The 19,074-nt window shown below is 58.2% G+C and carries 17 protein-coding genes and 2 tRNA genes; 2 read left to right on the top strand and 17 right to left on the bottom strand.

The annotated features are described in order from the left end of the window. Window positions 1-2: 2 nt before the first annotated feature. The 4 genes from I1969_RS01045 to I1969_RS01060 all read right to left on the bottom strand — a co-directional run bounded on the left by I1969_RS01045 (window position 3) and on the right by I1969_RS01060 (window position 3,503). A tRNA-Gly gene (locus I1969_RS01045) sits at window positions 3-75 on the bottom strand. Between the two features lie 105 nt (window positions 76-180). Then, window positions 181-927 carry an anti-sigma factor antagonist gene (locus I1969_RS01050; protein ID WP_195232130.1) on the bottom strand — a complete coding sequence of 249 codons (747 nt, stop codon included), beginning with the start codon at window positions 925-927 and terminating at the stop codon, window positions 181-183. Between the two features lie 81 nt (window positions 928-1,008). Then, window positions 1,009-3,354, bottom strand: a complete 2,346-nt coding sequence (locus I1969_RS01055; protein ID WP_195232131.1) for a SpoIIE family protein phosphatase — start codon at window positions 3,352-3,354, stop codon at window positions 1,009-1,011. Between the two features lie 59 nt (window positions 3,355-3,413). Next, window positions 3,414-3,503, bottom strand: a tRNA-Leu gene (locus I1969_RS01060). Window positions 3,504-4,270: 767 nt separating this feature from the next. On the opposite strand from I1969_RS01060, the gene I1969_RS01065 reads away from it, so the two are divergent. Continuing rightward, window positions 4,271-4,627 carry an IS110 family transposase gene (locus I1969_RS01065; protein WP_195232132.1) on the top strand — a complete coding sequence of 119 codons (357 nt, stop codon included), beginning with the start codon at window positions 4,271-4,273 and terminating at the stop codon, window positions 4,625-4,627. On the opposite strand, the gene istB is transcribed toward I1969_RS01065, so the two are convergent. Next, a complete protein-coding gene (gene istB / locus I1969_RS01070) occupies window positions 4,617-5,243 on the bottom strand; it encodes an IS21-like element helper ATPase IstB (protein ID WP_195232133.1) in 627 nt (208 codons plus the stop codon). The two genes, I1969_RS01065 and istB, sit on opposite strands and share 11 nt — an antisense overlap. A 20-nt stretch (window positions 5,244-5,263) precedes the next feature. Here istB and I1969_RS01075 point away from each other — a divergent pair, with 20 nt between their 5' ends. After that, the gene (locus I1969_RS01075) at window positions 5,264-5,557 is read left to right on the top strand and encodes a hypothetical protein (RefSeq protein ID WP_195232134.1); all 294 of its coding nucleotides are present in this window, start codon (window positions 5,264-5,266) and stop codon (window positions 5,555-5,557) included. 114 nt (window positions 5,558-5,671) lie between these two features. On the opposite strand, the gene I1969_RS01080 is transcribed toward I1969_RS01075, so the two are convergent. The 12 genes from I1969_RS01080 to whiA form a co-directional block, all read right to left on the bottom strand. Continuing rightward, window positions 5,672-6,700 carry an ABC transporter ATP-binding protein gene (locus I1969_RS01080; RefSeq protein WP_195232135.1) on the bottom strand — a complete coding sequence of 343 codons (1,029 nt, stop codon included), beginning with the start codon at window positions 6,698-6,700 and terminating at the stop codon, window positions 5,672-5,674. Then, a complete protein-coding gene (locus I1969_RS01085; RefSeq protein WP_006236140.1) occupies window positions 6,701-7,792 on the bottom strand; it encodes an ABC transporter ATP-binding protein in 1,092 nt (363 codons plus the stop codon). It lies immediately after the preceding gene. A gap of 2 nt (window positions 7,793-7,794) precedes the next feature. Next, on the bottom strand, window positions 7,795-8,730 hold the full coding sequence (locus tag I1969_RS01090; RefSeq protein WP_006236141.1) for an ABC transporter permease: 936 nt from the start codon (window positions 8,728-8,730) through the stop codon (window positions 7,795-7,797). A 14-nt stretch (window positions 8,731-8,744) separates the two neighbouring features. Beyond that, entirely contained in the window at window positions 8,745-9,782 is a 1,038-nt protein-coding gene (locus tag I1969_RS01095; RefSeq protein WP_117746680.1) for an ABC transporter permease, read from the bottom strand. A 156-nt stretch (window positions 9,783-9,938) separates the two neighbouring features. Further along, the gene (locus I1969_RS01100) at window positions 9,939-11,615 is read right to left on the bottom strand and encodes a peptide ABC transporter substrate-binding protein (protein ID WP_229028179.1); all 1,677 of its coding nucleotides are present in this window, start codon (window positions 11,613-11,615) and stop codon (window positions 9,939-9,941) included. A gap of 295 nt (window positions 11,616-11,910) precedes the next feature. Then, on the bottom strand, window positions 11,911-12,165 hold the full coding sequence (gene secG, locus I1969_RS01105) for a preprotein translocase subunit SecG (RefSeq protein ID WP_006236144.1): 255 nt from the start codon (window positions 12,163-12,165) through the stop codon (window positions 11,911-11,913). Between the two features lie 120 nt (window positions 12,166-12,285). After that, window positions 12,286-13,035, bottom strand: a complete 750-nt coding sequence (locus tag I1969_RS01110) for a transposase (RefSeq protein WP_195232144.1) — start codon at window positions 13,033-13,035, stop codon at window positions 12,286-12,288. Window positions 13,036-13,269: 234 nt separating this feature from the next. Next, on the bottom strand, window positions 13,270-14,823 hold the full coding sequence (gene gpmI, locus I1969_RS01115) for a 2,3-bisphosphoglycerate-independent phosphoglycerate mutase (protein WP_148332797.1): 1,554 nt from the start codon (window positions 14,821-14,823) through the stop codon (window positions 13,270-13,272). Window positions 14,824-14,828: 5 nt separating this feature from the next. Beyond that, complete coding sequence (gene tpiA / locus I1969_RS01120; RefSeq protein ID WP_022094882.1) at window positions 14,829-15,596, bottom strand: triose-phosphate isomerase; 768 nt, start codon at window positions 15,594-15,596, stop codon at window positions 14,829-14,831. Then, complete coding sequence (locus I1969_RS01125) at window positions 15,589-16,779, bottom strand: phosphoglycerate kinase (protein ID WP_022094881.1); 1,191 nt, start codon at window positions 16,777-16,779, stop codon at window positions 15,589-15,591. The genes tpiA and I1969_RS01125 overlap by 8 nt, the downstream gene beginning before the upstream one ends. Before the next feature lie 140 nt (window positions 16,780-16,919). Further along, a complete protein-coding gene (gene gap / locus I1969_RS01130; RefSeq protein WP_022094880.1) occupies window positions 16,920-17,945 on the bottom strand; it encodes a type I glyceraldehyde-3-phosphate dehydrogenase in 1,026 nt (341 codons plus the stop codon). A 193-nt stretch (window positions 17,946-18,138) separates the two neighbouring features. Next, window positions 18,139-19,068: a DNA-binding protein WhiA gene (whiA, locus tag I1969_RS01135; RefSeq protein ID WP_117800625.1), complete on the bottom strand. Its 930-nt coding sequence runs from the start codon at window positions 19,066-19,068 to the stop codon at window positions 18,139-18,141. Window positions 19,069-19,074: the final 6 nt, after the last annotated feature.

Consider the following 19,074-nt stretch of genomic DNA (forward strand, 5'->3'; position numbering starts at 1 on the left):
GGAGCGGACAACGGGGCTCGAACCCGCGACCCCAACCTTGGCAAGGTTGTGCTCTACCAACTGAGCCATGTCCGCTTGCGGGTTATTAATTTACGCGAGTTATCCAAAAGACGCAAGTACTTTTTTCAAAAAAGTTGCCGGCCGCGTGTTCTTGGTGGCTAAACGCGCTAAAGCGATTGGCTAGGCACGCGATTCCAGTGCTCCGCTAAATAGCTTCACCATCTGCACGCGCGTGCCGGTGCCGTCTGTGCGACGAGCAACCTCCACGTTATCGACGAGCATACGCATAAGCTTGATACCACGGCCGCGTTCCTCAGATGCGACCGGTTCGCTCGCTCCATCGATAGAATAGCCGGCACCCCGATCAAGCACCTCAACCACGACGCGATCGCCATAGGCCTGAACCGTCAGGACGCACCCGATACCGCCCGCATGGTCATAGGCATTACCCAGCGCCTCCCCCGACGCCAACGCGACATCGTAGCGCTCGTCGCGGCGCAACGGAAGCGATTCAAGGAGTTCGGCGATGCGATGTCGATAGTATGGAAGATTCTCGATACCCTGTCGGACCTCGACGCTCTTGCTCCATCGTGGCAACTCTCCCACCGGAATAGCGGGAATCGACTCACGCGCCGGACCCGCAACATGAAGGATGTCGACAAGTCGGGCAATCTCCAAAAAGCGAACGACCTCATCGGAGGCGTTAACGAGCGAAAGCAGGCCCTCTCGCCTCATGAGCTCTCTGGCACGTGTAAGCAAAAACGCCAAACCCGTCGAGTCGATAAAGCCCACGGCCTGGCAATTGATGACAACGCGACGCACGCCCCGGTCGATCAGATTATCCAACCGTGGACGCAGCACGGACACCGAGGCGATGTCGACATCACCCGGTGGCGTCAAAACCGCTATGTCATTCCACTCATTCATACGACCATGGTTCCCCAAAAGAGCTCGCTCGATGCATACATATCTGCAGCTGCGCAGATTTTGCCCGTCAAGTATCGCGGTCTACGATCGACCCCGTAAAAACTCAAGGGAAACCAGCGCAATGTCATCGTCCAGCGCCGACTCGGTAAAGCGGTCAAGCTCTCCCAAGACCTTGCCGCAGATTCCCGATACGCCCTCACCCGAGACAGAGAGCAGAAGGTCACGAAGGCGCTGCTCACCAAAGAACGCTCCGGTGCGGTCGCGGGCCTCAATCGTTCCGTCCGTATACATGAAGAGCATGTCGCCGGGAGCGAACGTAAACACGCCTGTCTCGTACACCATGCTCTCAAAGGCACCGATTACGCCCGATTGGCATCCAAGCAGCTCGACCTCTCCCCCACGGGCCTCGCCGCCACCCAGCGGCATCGACTCTGGCCTAATGACCATGGTCGGAGGATGGCCCGCCGAACAATACGTTGCGCGTCCGGCTTTAAGGTCAATCTTGGCGATAAAGGCCGTCACGAACGTCTCGACCCTCGAAAAGCCCATGAGCATGCTGTTAAGGGAGCGTGCCATGCGGGCCGGGCCAGCGCCCTCCCAGGCATATGCCGTCAGGGCCGTCTTGACGAGCGCGGACATCGATGCGGCCTCAATGCCTTTGCCAGACACATCACCCAAAATCATGACGGCGCAGTCGTCGGGAAGTCGGATGAGCGTATAGAAATCGCCGCCGACCAACGCCGAGTTCGTGGCCGACAGGTACACCGAATCGGTTGCGATACCCGGAACATCCCCCAGGGAATTTCTCATGCCGATCTGGAGGGTCTGAGCGATATGGCGCTCCTCGCGCTTTTGAGATTCGCCTTCGTAGATCAGTTCAAAGTCATGCGCCAAGTGCACCAAGTAGTCATATTCAAGGTCATCAATCGGCTCTTGGCTACCATCACGAAGCAGCAGCGCGCGCGTCGTCGGGCTCTTCGCAACAGAAGCAGGAACAATCGCGTCGTTACTGTGCTTGCCATCACCCTCAGAGCGCGGGCGCCCCGCCTCGATGCCGGAGTCGACGTAGAGACCTTGACAAGGCAGACCATGCGCCCTAAGCCAGCCTCCCATAGGCATCGATTCGTCAACGCGAGTTATACGAACGTGTTTAAGGTCCTCGGCACTCGTACCGCCCAAAACAGATGCCTCAAAGCCATCAGGGCCAGCCCCCAGACGTGCCGCTGGCGCCGTCGTGGAAAAGAAAAGCTTCTCAGGGTCGTCCGGCAAGGCAACGCGACTGCCGCCTTCAAAATCTATGACGTAGGAATCCAGACTGGCGTCATACTCAACAGGGCAAAAATGGCAGTTAAGCATATTGCAGATCTCGGACGATACCGCCTGGGTAGCCGCGGCAGAATCGTCTAGAAAGGTAAACAACTCATCACGCAAGACATTGAGCGAGCGGCCAAGCTCGGCCGTACGACGAGAGCGAAGGCTCGATGCCATGCCAACCAGCTGGATAGACAGGTAATCGCAAATGACCTCGAGTACATTAACGTCATAGGCGAGCGGTGCCTGGGGGCGTTTCCAACCAACTTCAAGCACGCCAAGGATCTGCGTACCGTAAAAAACGGGAAGACAAATCTCGCTGCGGTACGGAGGCATATCCTGCACGCGCAACAGGTGCTTAGAACGATTGTCCAAGTCCATGAACATACCGGAGGCGGCCCTATCGCCCTCAAGGTCCTGTTGAATCGACAAGCGACAGGCACGCGACTCGCGAAGAACATACGTCGGAATGCCAGCGCCATACGGCAAAAACTCAGGCAGGTAGCTGTCATACAGCTCCTTGGAAACACCGCGAAGCTTAAAACCGCCGCTCTCAGAAAAATAGATAGCGGCACCCGAAGCATCGAGCGTTCCTACAAGCTGGTTCAAAACGATATCTAACAAACTGGGCAGCTCATCGGAGCCCACCGTGCTCATAATGACCGACAATGTACCCGAGAGACGCTTATTCGCCACTCTAAGCTCCGAAAGCGCACGCTTGAGCTGACGGTCGTGCGAATACTGTTCTTCGATGCTATGGAGTGCCACCAGAACGCGCGGCGCACGGCGGCCAAAGATTCGAGGCGGCGTAACCGAGCCGGCACAAACCAGGACGGGAATAAACGATCCGTCACTTAACTTGAGCATCAACTCGCTCTTTGTTCCATTGGTCTCAAAAGGAAGCCGATGCTCTGTCGCGCGTTCAAAAGCCGACGAGTACAAGAGGTCTTTAACGTCCCCGTTGATCACATCGGAACGCTCCTCGCACATCAAGTCGAGCAAGCGATTATTTACATGCAAAATGGTTCCGTCGAGCTCGCAGATAATGACAGCATCGCTCGTGATCTCGACCAATTGGGCAACGTCCGCCCACTCATTGCGCTCAAGCGTTTCCATCGTGAACCTCACCGTCTATCGGTAACAAAAAAGCCTCCGAAGAGGCTTCTCAAATGCGATGGTGTCGGAGGCGGGACTTGAACCCGCATGACCAAAAAGCGGTCACTAGCACCTCAAGCTAGCGCGTCTGCCAATTCCGCCACTCCGACATGCTATGTTGTTGATTCGCGGTTCGCTTTGTTGAACCCGCGCGTTCAACGAGGAAGATAATAACCTATGATTCGAGAACTGTGCAAGCACTTTTTTGAAAAAAGTTTACGAATTTGTAAATGCGCAGGTAAACTGACCTGTTCGGGCAGGAATGAGGTTGCTTTCCAACGCGTCCTCGGGCATGCGGCATTATTTTGATCCGCGCTTCGCGCTACAAAATAATGCCGCCCCCTGCGGAATGCGTTGGAAAGCAGCCTCATTCCTGCCCTAGGGGCACGTACTCCAGGCACGGTTCTCAAACATGTTCTGGGGACTGATATAAATTTAGTGGCTCGGCCTTGCCGAGCCCTTATATGAGGAGGCCGGAGCTAAGGCTCCGGCCTCACACAATTCCCTATCAGATTAAGCGAGCGATCAGGGAATCGCACTCCCCCTGCCGAGTTAACGTAGGGCCCGCCCTGGTGTTACTTTTCAGAACACTCCGCACTGATATTTTCTGTATTGAAGACGTCGATGATGCACCCGTATACCATTGACGTCGACACCATCAGATGCGGACCGCGCGGTGACCCCACATTCCGCTGGCGCCCACAGGGCTGCCCTCGTTTCCTGACATGTCCCGCGCGGGCCGCGGCGAGCCGAGACCGCCGCATGACCTAATAGGAGCATGGAGCGATACCGCGGACCCGAACAACCGCATTCTATCGCGCCCCGTCAGTGTGCCGTCTGCCCGGTCCAGGCGAGCACGGAAAGAACGGAGCGAGACATGAGAGCCGAATCGACGCCCGGCGCCCGCGGGCCGGTCTTCTGCGGGGTCGACACCCACGCCGACTCGCACTGGCTGTGCGTCCTGGACTGGAGGGGCCGCAAGGTCCTGTCCCGCCAGTTCCCCGCCGACGCGGCGGGCTACGAGGCGCTCGCCGGGGCGATCGCCGCGGTCGGGGAGCCGGCCTGCGTCGCGATGGAGGGGACGTCGTCCTACGGGGCGGGCCTCACCAGGCACCTCGCGTCTGTTAGCGTCAATCTATTTTTCACCAGTTTCGCTAAACAGGCGCACCGTTCGCGCAAAGGCGGTTTCACCGGTTGCGCTAACGTATTTTCACCGATTCCGGTCACGGCTTGACGGGCCCGTCCCTCGGCAGGTCCTTCAGCCTGTAGGACCTGCCGGTTATCTTGACCAGGTGGCAGTGGTGGCACACCCTGTCCGCGATCGCGCTCGCCGCCACGTCGTCCCCGAACACCCTGCCCCAGCCGCTGATCCCCACGTTGGTGGTGATGATCGTCGAGCGCTGCTCGTAGCGCGTCGATATCAGCTGGAACAGCAGGTCCGCGCCAGCGCTGCCGACGTCGAGGTAGCCGAGCTCGTCGATGATCAGCAGCCTCGAGTGGGCGTAGTACTTGAGCCTCTTCTTGAGGATGCCGCGCGACGAGGCGTCCTCCAGGTCCTCGACGAGCCGGGCGCAGTCCACGAACCTGACCTCGCGCCCCGCCCTGACCGCCTCGATGCCAAGCGCGACGGCGAGGTGCGTCTTGCCCACACCGGGGCTCCCCACGAACAGGACGTTCTCGGCCCGCTCGACGAACCTCAGGGTCGCGAGCTCCTCGATCTCGGCGCGCGGGACCGACGGCTGGAAGTCCCAGTCGAAGTCCGCCAGCCCCTTGACGTAGGGGAACCCCGACGACCGTATGCGCTGGTTGGTGATCCTGACCTCCCGGGCGGCGACCTCGACGCGCGTCATCTCCTCGAGGGCGGAGGTACGTGGCCAGGGAGGCGTACCGGGCGCTGATGCACCCGCACGAGATCAGGAGGCCGGCGGACGCGTCGGCCCTCGTGGCGGCCAGGCGCGCGGCGAGGGTCAGCCAGGTGAGGGCGGCGTCCATACTGGGCACCAGCGAGAAGTACATCTCGATGCTGGAGAGGGGCCAAAGGGAGCTCAAGCCCATAAGGAGGGCCTACGAGGCATGGGTCGAGGCCGGACTTCCGCTCGATTGGGACAGGCAGGCCTTCGAGGCCGAGCGCAAATTTGATTCTAAAAAACACCTTGCCAAATAGGAGCGTCAGGACGCAAGAAACCCCCGCCGCACGAAGTGCGCAGCGGGGGTTTCTTGCATGTCCGAGGACGTTCTGAAAAGTAACAACAGGGCGGGCCCGGACGAGAACAAACAACTACAGGTCGATGTGCGATTCCTTGATCGGGAACGGCTCCGCGAAGTGACAGGCGCAGCAGTGGCCCGGGGCAACTTCCTTAAACTCAGGAAGCTTCTCGGAACAGATGCCCTGCGCGATCGGGCAGCGCGTGTGGAAACGGCAACCGGTCGGCGGATCCAGCGGTGACGGCGGATCACCGGCAAGGATGATGCGCTTACGGGTCTTCTGGATATCCGGATCGGGAACCGGCACGGCAGACAGCAGCGACTGCGTGTACGGATGGTGAGGCTCGCTATAGAGCGTCTTCCAGTCCGAAACCTCGACCATCTTACCCAGATACATAACGGCAACGCGATCGGAGATGTGCTGTACGACGGACAGGTCGTGTGCGATAAACAGATACGCGGTACCGAACTTGTCCTGCAGTTCCTTGAGCAGGTTCAGAACCTGGGCCTGAATGGACACATCCAGAGCGGATACCGGCTCGTCACAGATAATCAGCTTGGGCTTCAGCGCAAAAGCGCGGGCAATACCGACACGCTGACGCTGGCCGCCCGAGAACTCATGCGGATAGCGGTTGATGTGCTCGGGGTTCAGTCCAACGACGTCGAGAAGCTCACGGACGCGCCCAATGCGCTCCTCCTTGGTGCCCACGCCGTGAATGGTCATGGGCTCGGAGACAATCTCACCGATGGTCATACGAGGGTTGAGCGAAGCATAAGGATCCTGGAAGATAAACTGCATCTCACGACGCATGTCCTTGATCTCATGCTTGCTCATCTCGGCAACATCTTTGCCCTGGAAGAACACCTTGCCGGCGGTCGGCTTGGTCAGACGCATGATGGTGCGGCCCGTGGTGGATTTACCGCAACCAGACTCGCCAACCAGACCAAAGGTCTCGCCAGGATAAATCTCAAAAGAGATGTCGTTTACAGCAGAGACGACGCGCTTGGAAAAACGCTTGGCGAACATGCCGGACTCTGCGGGAAACTCCTTGGAGAGGTGCTCGACCTTCAGCAGTGGAGTGCGCTCGTTATTGTCTGCCATTTACGCCTCGCCTCCCTTCTTGGAATCCTTGCGCGTACGGGACGTCTCAGGAGCGTTCTTGAGGAACTCGGGGTCACTGGAATAGTGGCACGCAGAATAGTGACCGGACTCGGTGACAACGCGCTCAGGGCGCTGCTTGCGGCACTTGTCCGTCGCGTAGGGGCAACGAGGAGAGAAGACGCAGCCCTCAGGCAGGTTCATGAGCGAAGGCGGGTTGCCGTGAATCGGCGTCAGCGGCTTCTTCTCTTCGATTGCCTGCTCCGGGATGGAGCGGATAAGACCCCAGGTGTAGGGGTGGCGGCTCTCGTAGAAGATTTCCTCAGCAGTACCGAACTCAACGGGGCGGCCGGCGTACATAACCATGATCTTATCGGCCATATCGGCGACAACACCCAGGTCATGGGTAATCATGATGATGGCGTTGCCGTTCTTCTCCTGCATCTCCTGCATGAGCTCGATAATCTGAGCCTGGATGGTAACGTCCAGGGCAGTCGTGGGCTCGTCGGCAATCAGAATATCGGGATCGCAGGCAAGGGCCATGGCAATCATGACTCGCTGACGCATACCGCCAGAGAACTGGTGCGGATACTCATTGACGCGCTTCTCGGGCTCGGGGATACCCACGAGGTCCAAAAGCTCGGTGGCACGCTTGAGCGCCTCCTGCTTGGAGTAGCCACGGTGCAGACGAAGACCCTCGCCCACCTGCCTGCCGATCTTATAGACCGGGTTCAAGGAGGTCATAGGATCCTGGAAGATCATCGCGATATCGTTGCCGCGAATGTGCTGCATCTCTTCCTCGGTCATTTCGAGGATGGAGCGGCCGCGATAGCGAACGTCACCGCCCTCGATCTTTCCCGGAGGCATCGAGATGAGGCCCATGATGGTCATGGCGGTCACGGACTTACCGGAGCCGGACTCACCGACGACGCCCAGGGTTTCGCCGCGATCGAGCGTGTAGGAGACACCGTCGACAGCGCGAACAACGCCATCCTCGGTGTGGAAATACATCTTAAGGTCATCGACCTCGAGCAGATGCTGGCCCTCAGGAACCGGCTGGTCCTTCAGGTCCACATAGTTCTTGTTCTTCTTCATCCTTATGCGTCCTTCATCTTGACGTCGAGGGCGTCGCGCAGACCGTCACCCAGCAGGGTGAAGGCGAGCACCGTCGAGAGAATTGCCAGACCGGGCATGATCATCATCCAGGGAGCGGTCAGAAGATACTGCTGACCGTCCTGAATCATGGAGCCCCACGAAGGCGTAGGCGGAATAACGCCCATGCCGAGGAAGGACAGAGCGGACTCGGTCAGAATGGCGCCACCAATGTTCATGGTAGCGTAGACCACGATGGAGGCGACGGAGTTCGGGAAGATGTGACGCACGACGATACGAGCATCAGATGCACCCATCGCGCGCGCTGCATCAACATAGTCGTTTTCCTTGACCGTCAAGATTGCAGAGCGGAAGACGCGCGCAATCGAAGGCCAGCCAAGAATGCCGATGGCGATAAAGACGTTCTGAAGACCACGGCCGATAACGGCGATCATGGCGACAACGAACAGCACGTACGGGAACGCCAGGAAGATGTCCGCACAGCGCATGATGATCGTATCCCAAATGCCGCCGTAGAAACCGGCCAGGGCGCCCATGACCAGACCGATCAATGTGGAGATGGCGGTGGCCATGATACCGACAGAAAGCGAAACGCGTGCACCGTAGATAACGCGGACGAGAATGTCGCGACCGAGGGCATCGGTGCCAAACGGGTGCTCGGCACACGGAGCCAGTAGCGATGTCTCGGCCATGGTGGTCGAATCGGAAGCCGTCGGCGAACCGAGCCAGGGCTTAGCCCACAGATCTGCGGTCAGGGCAACCACAACGACGATGATGATCCAGCAGACACCGATAACGGCGAGCTTGTTCTTACGAAGACGCTTAAAAGCGTCGCCCCACAGCGTGCGGGACTTGGCGGGAGCAGATGCGACCTTGGTGGCGGTAGCCTGCTCCTGAGACTGAGAATCAGTTTCCTGCATGAGACGTACCTCCCTTAGGCCTTATCCGACGGACCGCCAAGGCGGATGCGCGGGTCGAGGAATGCATAGCTAATGTCGACGAGCAGGTTGATCACCATGACGACGACAACGATGAGCGTAACGCCGCCCATAACGATGGGCCAGTCACGCATGCTAATGGCGCGATAGACCTCATAGCCGATACCGGGCCAGTTGAAGACCGTCTCGGTCAGGATGGCGCCCGAAAGCATGCCGCCAAAGTCGACACCAATATAGGTAACGACGGGGATGAGTGCATTCTTAAGCGCATGCTTGACGATGATCGCACGATTGGAGAGACCCTTGGCCTTTGCCGTACGGATGTAATCCTGGTTCATGACGTCAAGCAGCTGCGAGCGCATAATGCGCGCAGCATAAGCGGTCGAAACCGAAGCCAGCGTAATGGTCGGAAGCACATAGTGCATCCAATCCTGATACTGAGAGCTGGAACCGCCGGCACCCGAGATCGGCATGGAGATTGCACCGCCCGTGGCGTCCTTGAGGATGACGCCAAAGAACAGCTGCAGCAACATACCGAGCCAGAAGGCCGGGACCGCCACGAGGATCGACGTGGTGAGCGTTACCAAAATATCCCAGAAGGAATAACGCTTTACCGCCGAAATGATACCCGCACCGATACCCATAATTGCCTCGAGCACGATGGCGCACGCGGCAAGTTTGACCGTATACGGATACTTCTGGGCAAAGATTTCCGTAACCGGCAGCTTGCGCTGATACGAATTGCCCAGATCGCCATGAAGCAGGCCGTTCATGTAATACAAGTAACGGTCCACGAGCGACGTTTGAACGGGGTCGCCGTTCTCGTCAAGGATCGCGTTGCCGTCCTCGTCCGTCTGGACCAGGTGATAGCGAACGCGAAGCTGAAGCTCCACCTCGGGGGACAGAGCCTTGTCTCCACCGATCAGCTTGATCGGATCTCCCGGCACGATATTCTGGAGGGCGAACAGAATCAGCGTAACGCCCAAAAACACCGGGATGAACTGAAGCACACGTTTAACGATGTACTTACCCATACCACTCCCCTATCTAGGGATTAACCTAAATGGGATGCCGATCGCCAGACCGGCATCCCAAAATTACCATCAGCCAGTTTACCCCAGGTTAGGGAGAACTGTATGTTTCCCATGAGGTCTACGTAAATACTTGACCCTCACGGAAGCTGCAAACTCTTAGGCGAGCTCAGCGGTACCCAGATCGGCGTGCTTCTGCGGATCGACATAGAGGTGCTTGATGCGATCGGAGCCGGCGACAGTGTGCGTGTAGAACATAATCGGGATGACCGGGCAGTCGGCAGCGACCATTGCGTCGGCCTCCTGCATCTTGGCGACGCGCTCCTCATCGTCAACAATAGTACGAGCCTCGTCGACCTTGGCGTCGAACTCGGGGTTGCTGTAACCAGAGCGGTTGTCGCCACCGAGGGAGTCGGAGTGGAACAGCGGATACAGGAAGTTGTCCATGATCGGGTAGTCGGCAATCCAACCCAGACGACCGAACTGATAGTTAAAGTTCTGATACTGCTCGAGCAGGGCAGACCACTCGGGGGTATCGGAGACAGCGGTAACACCAACCTTGGCGAGGTCGCCGATGATGGACTCCATGATCTCCTTGTGACCGCCGTCCTGGTTGTAGGAAAGGGTCACGCTAATGCCACGATCGCCGTTAGCGCCAGCGGGAGCAACCTTGTCGAGGTACTCGTTAGCCTTGTCGACATCGTAGGCGCAGAACTCCCATGCGCCCTCCTTGTAGCCATCGATGCCCGGAGGAACAATGCCGTCGGCAGGGGTACGGGTACCCTTGAAGATGGTCTTGCAGATGGCCTCACGGTTGATGGCCAGGGAGATACCCCTACGCAGGTCGGCGTTGTTGAACGGCTCGGCCGTGGTGTTGCAGGTCAGATAGTACGTGGAAGGCTCGGCGCCGAGCAGCATGCGCTCGCCGTCACCCATGGTGTAGCCGTCCTTGGACACGCCGCGATCCTTCTTGGCGGCATCGATCTGAGCGACGGGAACGTCGCAGACATCGAGGTTACCGGCCTGGAACTCCTTGTAAGCGGTCTCCATGTCCTTGATGACCTGGAAGTGGATGCCATCGATCTTGGCCTTGTCGCCATAGTAATCGTCGAACTTCTTGACGTTGATCTCCTGGCCATCCTCCCACTTGCCGTCCATCATGAACGGGCCGTTACCGACCGGGGCAAGGTAGAAGCTCTTGACATCGGACTCGGCGCACTCGGGAACCGGCGCCAGAGCCGGGTGAGAGGCGACGAAGGGGAAGTCGGCGTAAGCGGAAGACAGCTTGACGACGAGGGTCTCATCGTCGGGGCACGTAACACCGCTGAGCTCGGTAGCGTTACCGGCAAGCAGGTCGTCATAGCCCTCGACCATGGAAAGGTGATAGGAGACCTCGGAAGGGCCGTACTCGGTAGCGATGGCCGACTTGGTGTTGACCAGACGCTCCCAACCGAGCTTGAAGGACTTGGAGGTAACGTCGTCACCGTTGTGGAACTTGGCCTTCTTGATCTTGAAGGTAAACTCGGTGGCGTCGTCGTTGGACTCAAAGGACTCGCAAGCCAGCGGAACGATCTCGCCCTTCTCGGCGTCGTAAGAGGTCAGAGCGTCAAAGAGCTGATACTCGACCTGAGTGCCCTGGTCCTCCTGGACGTTGTAGGGGTCGATGCAGACCGGGTTGTTGATGTAGAAGTTCAGCGTCGAACCGGACTCAGAACCGGAAGCGTCGCCGCCCTTCTTGCCGCATGCAGCAAGAAAAGCCATGGAGCTCGCAGCAAGGGTACCGCCAACGAAGGCGCGACGACCCATAACGGGCTGGTGGAACATAGAATCAGCCATGCCATCCTCCTTATGAGATAGGACAAAGAAATGTTCAGTCGGACACATGTCGAGACAATCCGATCCGAACCATCAAAACGCCGCCCGTTGCTATGGCTGGTTATGCACAACGGACCAACGTTTCGCAATATAGTAGCGCATTTTATGCACGATTTGGGGCTAATTCCGGTCAACGGTCAAGAATTTCTTTAGTTGGGCGAAGTATGTGGGGATATTTTGACTCTGTTACAAATATGTAAACAAAAAGGGTCCCGCACTTGCGGAACCCTTTTCAATTATTTTATGCGGCTCGTGTTTAGTAGCCCACGATGCCTTGCGGGAAGAAGAACATGCACAACACGACGCACACGGCAAAAACGACGGCCATAATTACCGTCAGGCGATCGAGGTTCTGCTCCATGACGCCTGTGGCAGAGCTGGAGTTATACAGCGAGCTAGCGATCATATCCGAAACGCCGGTGCCCTTACCGGAATGCATCAGGACGAGAATCGTCAACGCCACGGCAGAGACAGCCCAAACGACAAACAGCAGAATCTGGAACGGACCCATAGATAAGCTCCTTAATAGAACAATTCAAACTCCAGTACTGTACCACAATCCCCCGCTCTCCCCTACCTGCCACTCGGGGACGGGGCAGATATGGCAGAAATAGCTCTTGATTTTCATCTATTAAAGTGATTTGAGGGCATTTCGAACGACATAGCGTCCAAGCCCCGTAAGACGGCCAATCTGTCGTTCACTAAAGCCAGCCTCATACAGCCTGCGAACAGCTTCGGCACGTTCAAATGGACCGGGAAGCCCCATAACATCATGGGGATCCATGCCGTCTAGGACTCCCCTAGCCTTGTGCTCCTGCTCAAATACCGTCATCGAACGGCCAGAATTCAATACATAGGTATCCTTGCGGCCCGATTTGCTAAAGGATTCAAAATTTCCCCGTCCGCCGATTAGACTAAATAGGATGCTCCGATCCAGGTGGCCGCCTTCACCAAGGTAGGCTTGATAGCTGCTCCATTGGTAGGCCTCCGGGCGGCAACCAAGCTCAATCGGATTATCGTGAATGTAGCGAATTGCCTGCATAAAATAGTCATTAGACTCAATAGGCTTACTTTTATAGCGATCCTGAAATACGGGGCCGCAGCGTCCGGTCACCCTGTTGAAAAACTGACCATAGAGGGTTCCTATGTAATGGACGACCTCCCACATATGGTCCTCGCGATCAGAAAGCAGCATATGCACATGGTTGTCCATGAGGCACCAGGCGCATAACGAAGCCTTGTACTGCGTGCATGCTTCACCCGCTACGGACATGAAAAACCTGCGTTGATAATCCTCTTCGAATAGGTACTGCTTGCCACAGCCTCTCATCATCACATGGTAATAGCCGTAGGGGGACTTTACTCTGGCCTGCCTTGTCATTGCTGGACCTCACAATCCGCATGCATGTTTGCATCAAACTCTACCCAGATAGGCATTAATACAAGGTTGGCAACGAAAGAAAACTAGTCAGCGGCAAACCATCACAGGCAAACGGGAAGTCAAGCTTTAGAGGAAAAATATTTCTACCATTTCTACCCCGTCCCCAAATGGCAGAAAAAAGGGGTTGCCCGAATATGGACAACCCCCTTACTAGAAAACGGTATTTGTTTTCTCTTAGGCCTCGGTGGCGAGCACGCGACCCGTCATCTCGGCGGAAGGCTCAATACCAGCCATGGTGAGCATGGTCGGAGCGATATCGGAGAGACGACCGTCCTCGATACCGGTGAGCTGTGCCTTCTCATCAACGATGATAAACGGCACGCGGTTAGTGGTGTGAGCCGTAAACGGATGCTTGGAACCGTCGGAAGCAACGTCAAACATGTGATCGGCGTTGCCGTGGTCGGCGGTGATCAGCGCAAAGCCGCCCTTGGCGAGAATCGCCGGGACGACCTTGGACAGGGCATCGTCAACAGCCTCGACGGCCTTAACGGCGGCGTCGAAGACACCGGTGTGACCAACCATGTCGCAGTTCGCGAAGTTCACAATGTAGAAATCAGCGCGATCCTCGTTGATGGCGGCAACAAGCTTCTCGGTAACCTCGGGAGCGCTCATCTCGGGCTGCAGATCGTAGGTAGCGACCTTGGGGGAAGCGACGAGCACGCGCTCCTCGCCCTCCTTGGGCTCCTCGATGCCGCCGTTGAGGAAGAACGTCACGTGGGCGTACTTCTCGGTCTCGGCGGTGTGCAGCTGCTTCAGGCCATTGGCGGCGATAACGTCGGCCAGGACGTTCTCGGGGAACGTCTTGGGGAAGGCGACCTCGACGTCAAACGTCGGATCGTACTCGGTCATCGTCACAAAGTGAGAAAGCTTAATCTGCTCGCGCTCAAAGCCGTCGAACTCCTTGTCCGTGAACACGCGGGTCATCTGACGGGCGCGGTCGGGACGGAAGTTGAAGAAGATGGCCGCATCGCCCTCGTGGATGCCCTCGTTGTGGGCAGCGAAGGGCTCGACGAACTCGTCGCCGCGCGGATCCTTCTCGTAGTAGGCCTTGATACCGGCAACGGGGTCGACATCGGCATCGGACGCATTGACCATGACGTCGTAGGCGCGCTGGATGCGCTCCCAACGGTTATCGCGGTCCATGGCCCAATAACGGCCCGACACGGTGGCAACGCGAGCGTCGCAACCGGTCTCCTCGGAGATCTTCGCCAGGAAGGCGCAGAACTCGCTCATGTAGCCGGCACCGGACTGCGGGTCAACGTCGCGGCCGTCCATAAAGGCGTGGACGCGAACGGTCTTGACACCGTGCTCGGCAGCCATCTTGACCAGAGCCTCGACGTGGTTCATGTGAGAATGAACACCGCCAGGACTCATAAGGCCCATGAGATGGAGAGTCTTGCCGTCAGCCTTAACGTCGTCCATAGCCTTGACGAAGACCTCGTTCTTGGCGATGGAGCCGTCCTTGATGGCGTTGTTGATGCGCGAAAGCTCCTGGAACACGATGCGGCCGGCACCGATGTTGAGGTGGCCCACCTCGGAGTTGCCCATCTGACCGTCGGGAAGGCCCACGTCCTCGCCCGAAGCACCGAGCGTGGTGTGAGGATACTTCTCGTACAGGCTATCAAGGAAGGGCGTCTTGGCAGCGGCGACGGCGTTCTCGCCATCGGCCGGAGCAAGGCCGCAGCCATCCATGATGATCAGGAGTGCAGGAAGATGACGCTGTGCCATATGTCCTACTCGCCTGCCTTGACGACCATAGAGGCAAAGTCGGCAGCCTTAAGCGAAGCGCCACCCACGAGGGCGCCGTCAACGTCGGGCTTGGCGACGAGCTCGGCAATGTTGCCGGGCTTAGCGGAACCACCGTACAGGACGCGGATGCCGTTAGCGAGCTCCTCGCCGAACATCTCCTTGAGGGTCTCACGGATAGCGCCGCAGACCTCCTGAGCATCCTCGGCGGTAGCGGTCTTGCCGGTGCCGATGGCCCAGATGGGCTCATAGGCGACGACGACCTGCTTGGGGCAGGTGATCTCAAGACCAGCAAGGCCAGCCTTGACCTGGTTCACGACGTGCTCGACATAGGTGCCGGCCTCGCGGACCTCGAGGGACTCGCCGCAGCAGAAGACGGGAACAAGGCCGGCGGCAACGAGAGCCTTGGCCTTCTTGTTCTGGTCCTCGTCGGTCTCGTGGAAGTAGTCACGACGCTCGGAGTGGCCGATGATGCAGTAGGTGCAGCCAGCGGACTTGAGCATGTCGCAAGAGGACTCACCGGTAAAGGCACCCTTGGCCTCCCAGTACACGTTCTGTGCACCGAGGGCGATGGGAGCAGCCTGAATACGGTCATGAACCGTGGTGATGTCGATGGTCGGAGGGCAGACGAGCACCTCGACGCCGGCCGGAACCTCGGGCAGAGCCTGAGCCAGCTCGTCGGCGAGCTTGGCGGCCTCGGCGACGTCGTTGTTCATCTTCCAGTTACCAGCGATAAGAAGGGTGCGATTAGGCATCGAGAAGCGCCTCCACTCCGGGCAGGGCCTTACCCTCGACGAGCTCCATGGAAGCGCCACCACCGGTGGAGATCCAGCTCATCTTGTCGGCCAGGTTGAACTTGTTGACAGCTGCGACAGAGTCGCCACCGCCGATGATCGAGGTGCAGTCGGCCTCGGCGACAGCCTCGGCGATAGCCTGGGTGCCGTGAGCGAAGTTGTCGAACTCGAAGACGCCCATGGGACCATTCCAGAACACAGTCTTGGCGCCCTTGACGGCCTCGGCGTAAAGCTCCTCGGTCTTGGGGCCGATGTCCATACCCTCACGATCGTCGGGGATAGCGTCGGAAGCGACAACCTCGGGGACAGCGTCCTCGCCAAAGTGATCGGCAACGCGGTTGTCGATGGGGAGCAGAATCTTGACGCCCTTCTCCTCGGCCTTCTTGAGCATCTCGCCGGCGCGCTCGACCCAGTCCTCTTCCTTGAGGGACTGACCGACGGACAGGCCCTGAGCCAGGAAGAAGGTGTAGGCCATACCGCCACCGATGATCAGGGTGTCAGCAGAGTCGATGAGGTGATCGAGAACGCCGATCTTGGAGGAAACCTTGGAACCGCCGACGATGGCAACGAAGGGGCGCTCGGGCTCGGCGAAGATGCCGGTCAGCGTGTCGACCTCCTTCTCGAGCAGGAAGCCGGCGACGGCAGGCAGGTAAGCGGCGGGGCCCACGACGGAACCCTGGGCGCGGTGAGCGGTGCCGAAGGCATCGAGAACGAAGACGTCACCATAGGAAGCGAGCTTCTTGGCGATCTCGGGATCGTTCTTCTTCTCACGCTTATCGAAGCGGACGTTCTCGAGAACGAGAACCTTGCCCGGCTCGACGGCAGCGACAGCCTCGGCAGCCTTCTCGCCGTAAGTGTCGGCGACAAAGGCGACGTCGAGACCAGAGAGCTCGGCGAGCTTCTTGGCGACGGGCTCGAGGGACAGCTCGGGCTGGAAGCCGGTGCCATCGGGACGGCCGAGGTGGCTCATGAGGATGACGCGAGCATTGTGCTCAACGAGATAGTTGATGGTGGGCAGGGCAGCCTTGATACGGGTGGTGTCGCCAACGACGCCATCCTTGATAGGCACGTTAAAGTCAACGCGGACGAGAACGCGCTTGCCGTCGACATCGATGTCGCGGACGGTCTTCTTGGTAAAGGCCATGTTTGCTTCTACCTTTCGTACGTGTCTGCCTCCCATTACGGCAGACGATTTCTTATAAAAAGGGCGCGACCCTAGGGTGTAAGCCCTATAAGGCCGCGCCCTTCTTTAGACGCTCAACGAGCTATTCGCTAAAAGCTAAATTAAGCAACGAACTTCTCGAAGTACTTGATGGTGCGGACCATCTGAGAGGTGTAGGAGTTCTCGTTGTCGTACCAAGAGGTGACCTGAACGAGGGTCTGGCCGTTGCCGAGGTCAGAGCACATGGTCTGAGTGGCGTCGAAGATGGAGCCGTGGGTCTCGCCGATGATGTCGGTGGAGACGATGTCGTCCTCGTTGTAACCGAAGGTCTCGGAGATGGTGGCAGCGTAGGCCTTCATAGCAGCGTTGACCTCGTCGACGGTGACCTTCTTGTCAACGACAGCGTAGAGGTTGGTGATGGAGCCGGTCGGCGTCGGGACGCGCTGGGCGGCACCGATGAGTTTACCGTTGAGCTCGGGGAGAACCAGGCCGATAGCCTTGGCAGCACCGGTGGTGTTGGGGACGATGTTGACGGCGCAGGCGCGGCTACGACGCTTGTTGCCCTTGCGCTGCGGGCCGTCGAGCGGCATCTGGTCGCCAGTCCAGGCGTGAATGGTGGTCATGATGCCGGACACGATGGGAGCGAAGTCGTTCAGACCCTTGGCCATCGGGGCGAGGCAGTTGGTGGTGCATGAAGCAGCGGAGATGATGTTGTCCTCAGCGGTCAGCGTCTCATGGTTGACGTTGTACACGATGGTGGGCAGATCGCTGCCGGCCGGAGCGGAGATGACGACCTTCTTGGCGCCAGCGTTGATGTGGGCCTGAGCCTTAGCCTTGCTGGTGTAGAAGCCGGTGCACTCGAGAACGACGTCGACGTCGAGGTCGCCCCAAGGCAGGTTGTTGGCGTCGGCCTCCTTGTAGATCTTGATCTCCTTGCCGTCAACGGTGATGGAATCCTCGCCAGCAACGACCTCGTGATCGCGAGCGTAGTTGCCCTGCGTGGAGTCGTACTTCAGCAGGTAAGCGAGCATATCGGGAGAGGTGAGGTCGTTGATAGCGACGATCTCGGAGCCCTCATGACCGAACATCTGACGGAAGGCCAGACGACCGATGCGACCGAAGCCGTTAATAGCAACCTTTACTGCCATTGTGTCTCCTTTCGTAAGGCCCCCGCAAGCTACAGCGCCTGCCGTTGAGGCCCACAAACTAACCACTCGCCTAATATACCTTTTTTTTGACTTGAATTTCACGAGAATGCTCGAAATTGAAAATCAAATTTGCGTTAAAACGCTTTAAAGAATAAAATAGCAGCTAAATCCGTATATAAGTCGATACTTTAACCTACCTGTTTGCTTCAATGAGCTTTTCAAGCCGTAAAACACGATGGTAGAGGGCCGACTTCGACAAGGGAGGGTCAGCCATCTCCCCTAAATCACGCAGCGAAAGATCGGGATAGCGCTCGCGCAGGTCGCAAAAGACCGCCAAGGCATCCGGAAGCGCATCGCGAAGGCCTCGCTGCTCGAGCTCATCGATAAGCGCAAGCTGATGCTGGGCGGCACCCGCACTTCTGGTCTGGTTGGCGAGCTCGGCGTTCACGCGACGGTTCACATCGTTCTTAACCAACTTGACCGCGCGCGCCTCCTCAATCTCGGCAACGCTGCGCTTGGCGCCAATCAGCTTTAATAGATGCTCGATTTCCTCGGCGCTCTTAATGTACACGGCATATGACCCCCGCCGTGCATTAACACGAGCATGGACCCCAATCTGCTCCAACAGATCGCAAAGCCCCTTGGCATATTGCTCGCCCTGCACAGCGATCTCCAAATGAAAATCGCCGCGTGGATCGGCCACGAAGCCGCCCGCGATGAGCGCGCCGCGGATATAGGCAAGTCTACAGCAAGGACGGGCAACGATATGTCGGGGTACGCCGGCGACAAGTCCTCCCCTACGGTCGAGGATACCCAGCAGAACCAAGGCCTTATCCAGGTCTGGCTGATCAGGCAAGGTGATGAGGTAGTTTCGAACCTTATGCAAGACAGATTTACGGACGGTGAACTCCGTTTTGAGCTTAAGGATACGATGCGTCAGCGTGATCATCGTGCGCGCGACGGCTCCCGTCTCAGTCGCAACCGTCAAACGATACCGCCCAGAGCCGGTAAGCGAGAGCGTACCGCTCACGCGCGTGAGGGCGGCAAGCGTCGACAAGTCGCAGTATTCACATTCGGGTTCGCAGCGCGCGAGCTCGTCACGCACCTCGGCGGTAAACGACATGCAGGC

The organism is Collinsella aerofaciens, assembly GCF_015548375.1.
GTDB classification, from domain to species: domain Bacteria; phylum Actinomycetota; class Coriobacteriia; order Coriobacteriales; family Coriobacteriaceae; genus Collinsella; species Collinsella aerofaciens_AB.

Excerpts from the sequence above, each read along its gene's own strand:
- I1969_RS01095 (WP_117746680.1), bottom strand. The coding sequence starts at position 9,782 with ATGGGTAAGTACATCGTTAAACGTGTGCTTCAGTTCATCCCGGTGTTT.
- I1969_RS01085 (WP_006236140.1), bottom strand. The coding sequence starts at position 7,792 with ATGAAGAAGAACAAGAACTATGTGGACCTGAAGGACCAGCCGGTTCCT.
- I1969_RS01050 (WP_195232130.1), bottom strand. The coding sequence starts at position 927 with ATGAATGAGTGGAATGACATAGCGGTTTTGACGCCACCGGGTGATGTC.
- I1969_RS01125 (WP_022094881.1), bottom strand. The coding sequence starts at position 16,779 with ATGGCCTTTACCAAGAAGACCGTCCGCGACATCGATGTCGACGGCAAG.
- whiA (WP_117800625.1), bottom strand. The coding sequence starts at position 19,068 with ATGTCGTTTACCGCCGAGGTGCGTGACGAGCTCGCGCGCTGCGAACCC.
- gap (WP_022094880.1), bottom strand. The coding sequence starts at position 17,945 with ATGGCAGTAAAGGTTGCTATTAACGGCTTCGGTCGCATCGGTCGTCTG.
- gpmI (WP_148332797.1), bottom strand. The coding sequence starts at position 14,823 with ATGGCACAGCGTCATCTTCCTGCACTCCTGATCATCATGGATGGCTGC.
- I1969_RS01080 (WP_195232135.1), bottom strand. The coding sequence starts at position 6,700 with ATGGCAGACAATAACGAGCGCACTCCACTGCTGAAGGTCGAGCACCTC.
- I1969_RS01100 (WP_229028179.1), bottom strand. The coding sequence starts at position 11,615 with ATGGCTGATTCTATGTTCCACCAGCCCGTTATGGGTCGTCGCGCCTTC.
- istB (WP_195232133.1), bottom strand. The coding sequence starts at position 5,243 with ATGACGCGCGTCGAGGTCGCCGCCCGGGAGGTCAGGATCACCAACCAG.
- I1969_RS01055 (WP_195232131.1), bottom strand. The coding sequence starts at position 3,354 with ATGGAAACGCTTGAGCGCAATGAGTGGGCGGACGTTGCCCAATTGGTC.
- secG (WP_006236144.1), bottom strand. The coding sequence starts at position 12,165 with ATGGGTCCGTTCCAGATTCTGCTGTTTGTCGTTTGGGCTGTCTCTGCC.
- I1969_RS01110 (WP_195232144.1), bottom strand. The coding sequence starts at position 13,035 with ATGACAAGGCAGGCCAGAGTAAAGTCCCCCTACGGCTATTACCATGTG.
- I1969_RS01090 (WP_006236141.1), bottom strand. The coding sequence starts at position 8,730 with ATGCAGGAAACTGATTCTCAGTCTCAGGAGCAGGCTACCGCCACCAAG.
- I1969_RS01065 (WP_195232132.1), top strand. The coding sequence starts at position 4,271 with ATGAGAGCCGAATCGACGCCCGGCGCCCGCGGGCCGGTCTTCTGCGGG.
- tpiA (WP_022094882.1), bottom strand. The coding sequence starts at position 15,596 with ATGCCTAATCGCACCCTTCTTATCGCTGGTAACTGGAAGATGAACAAC.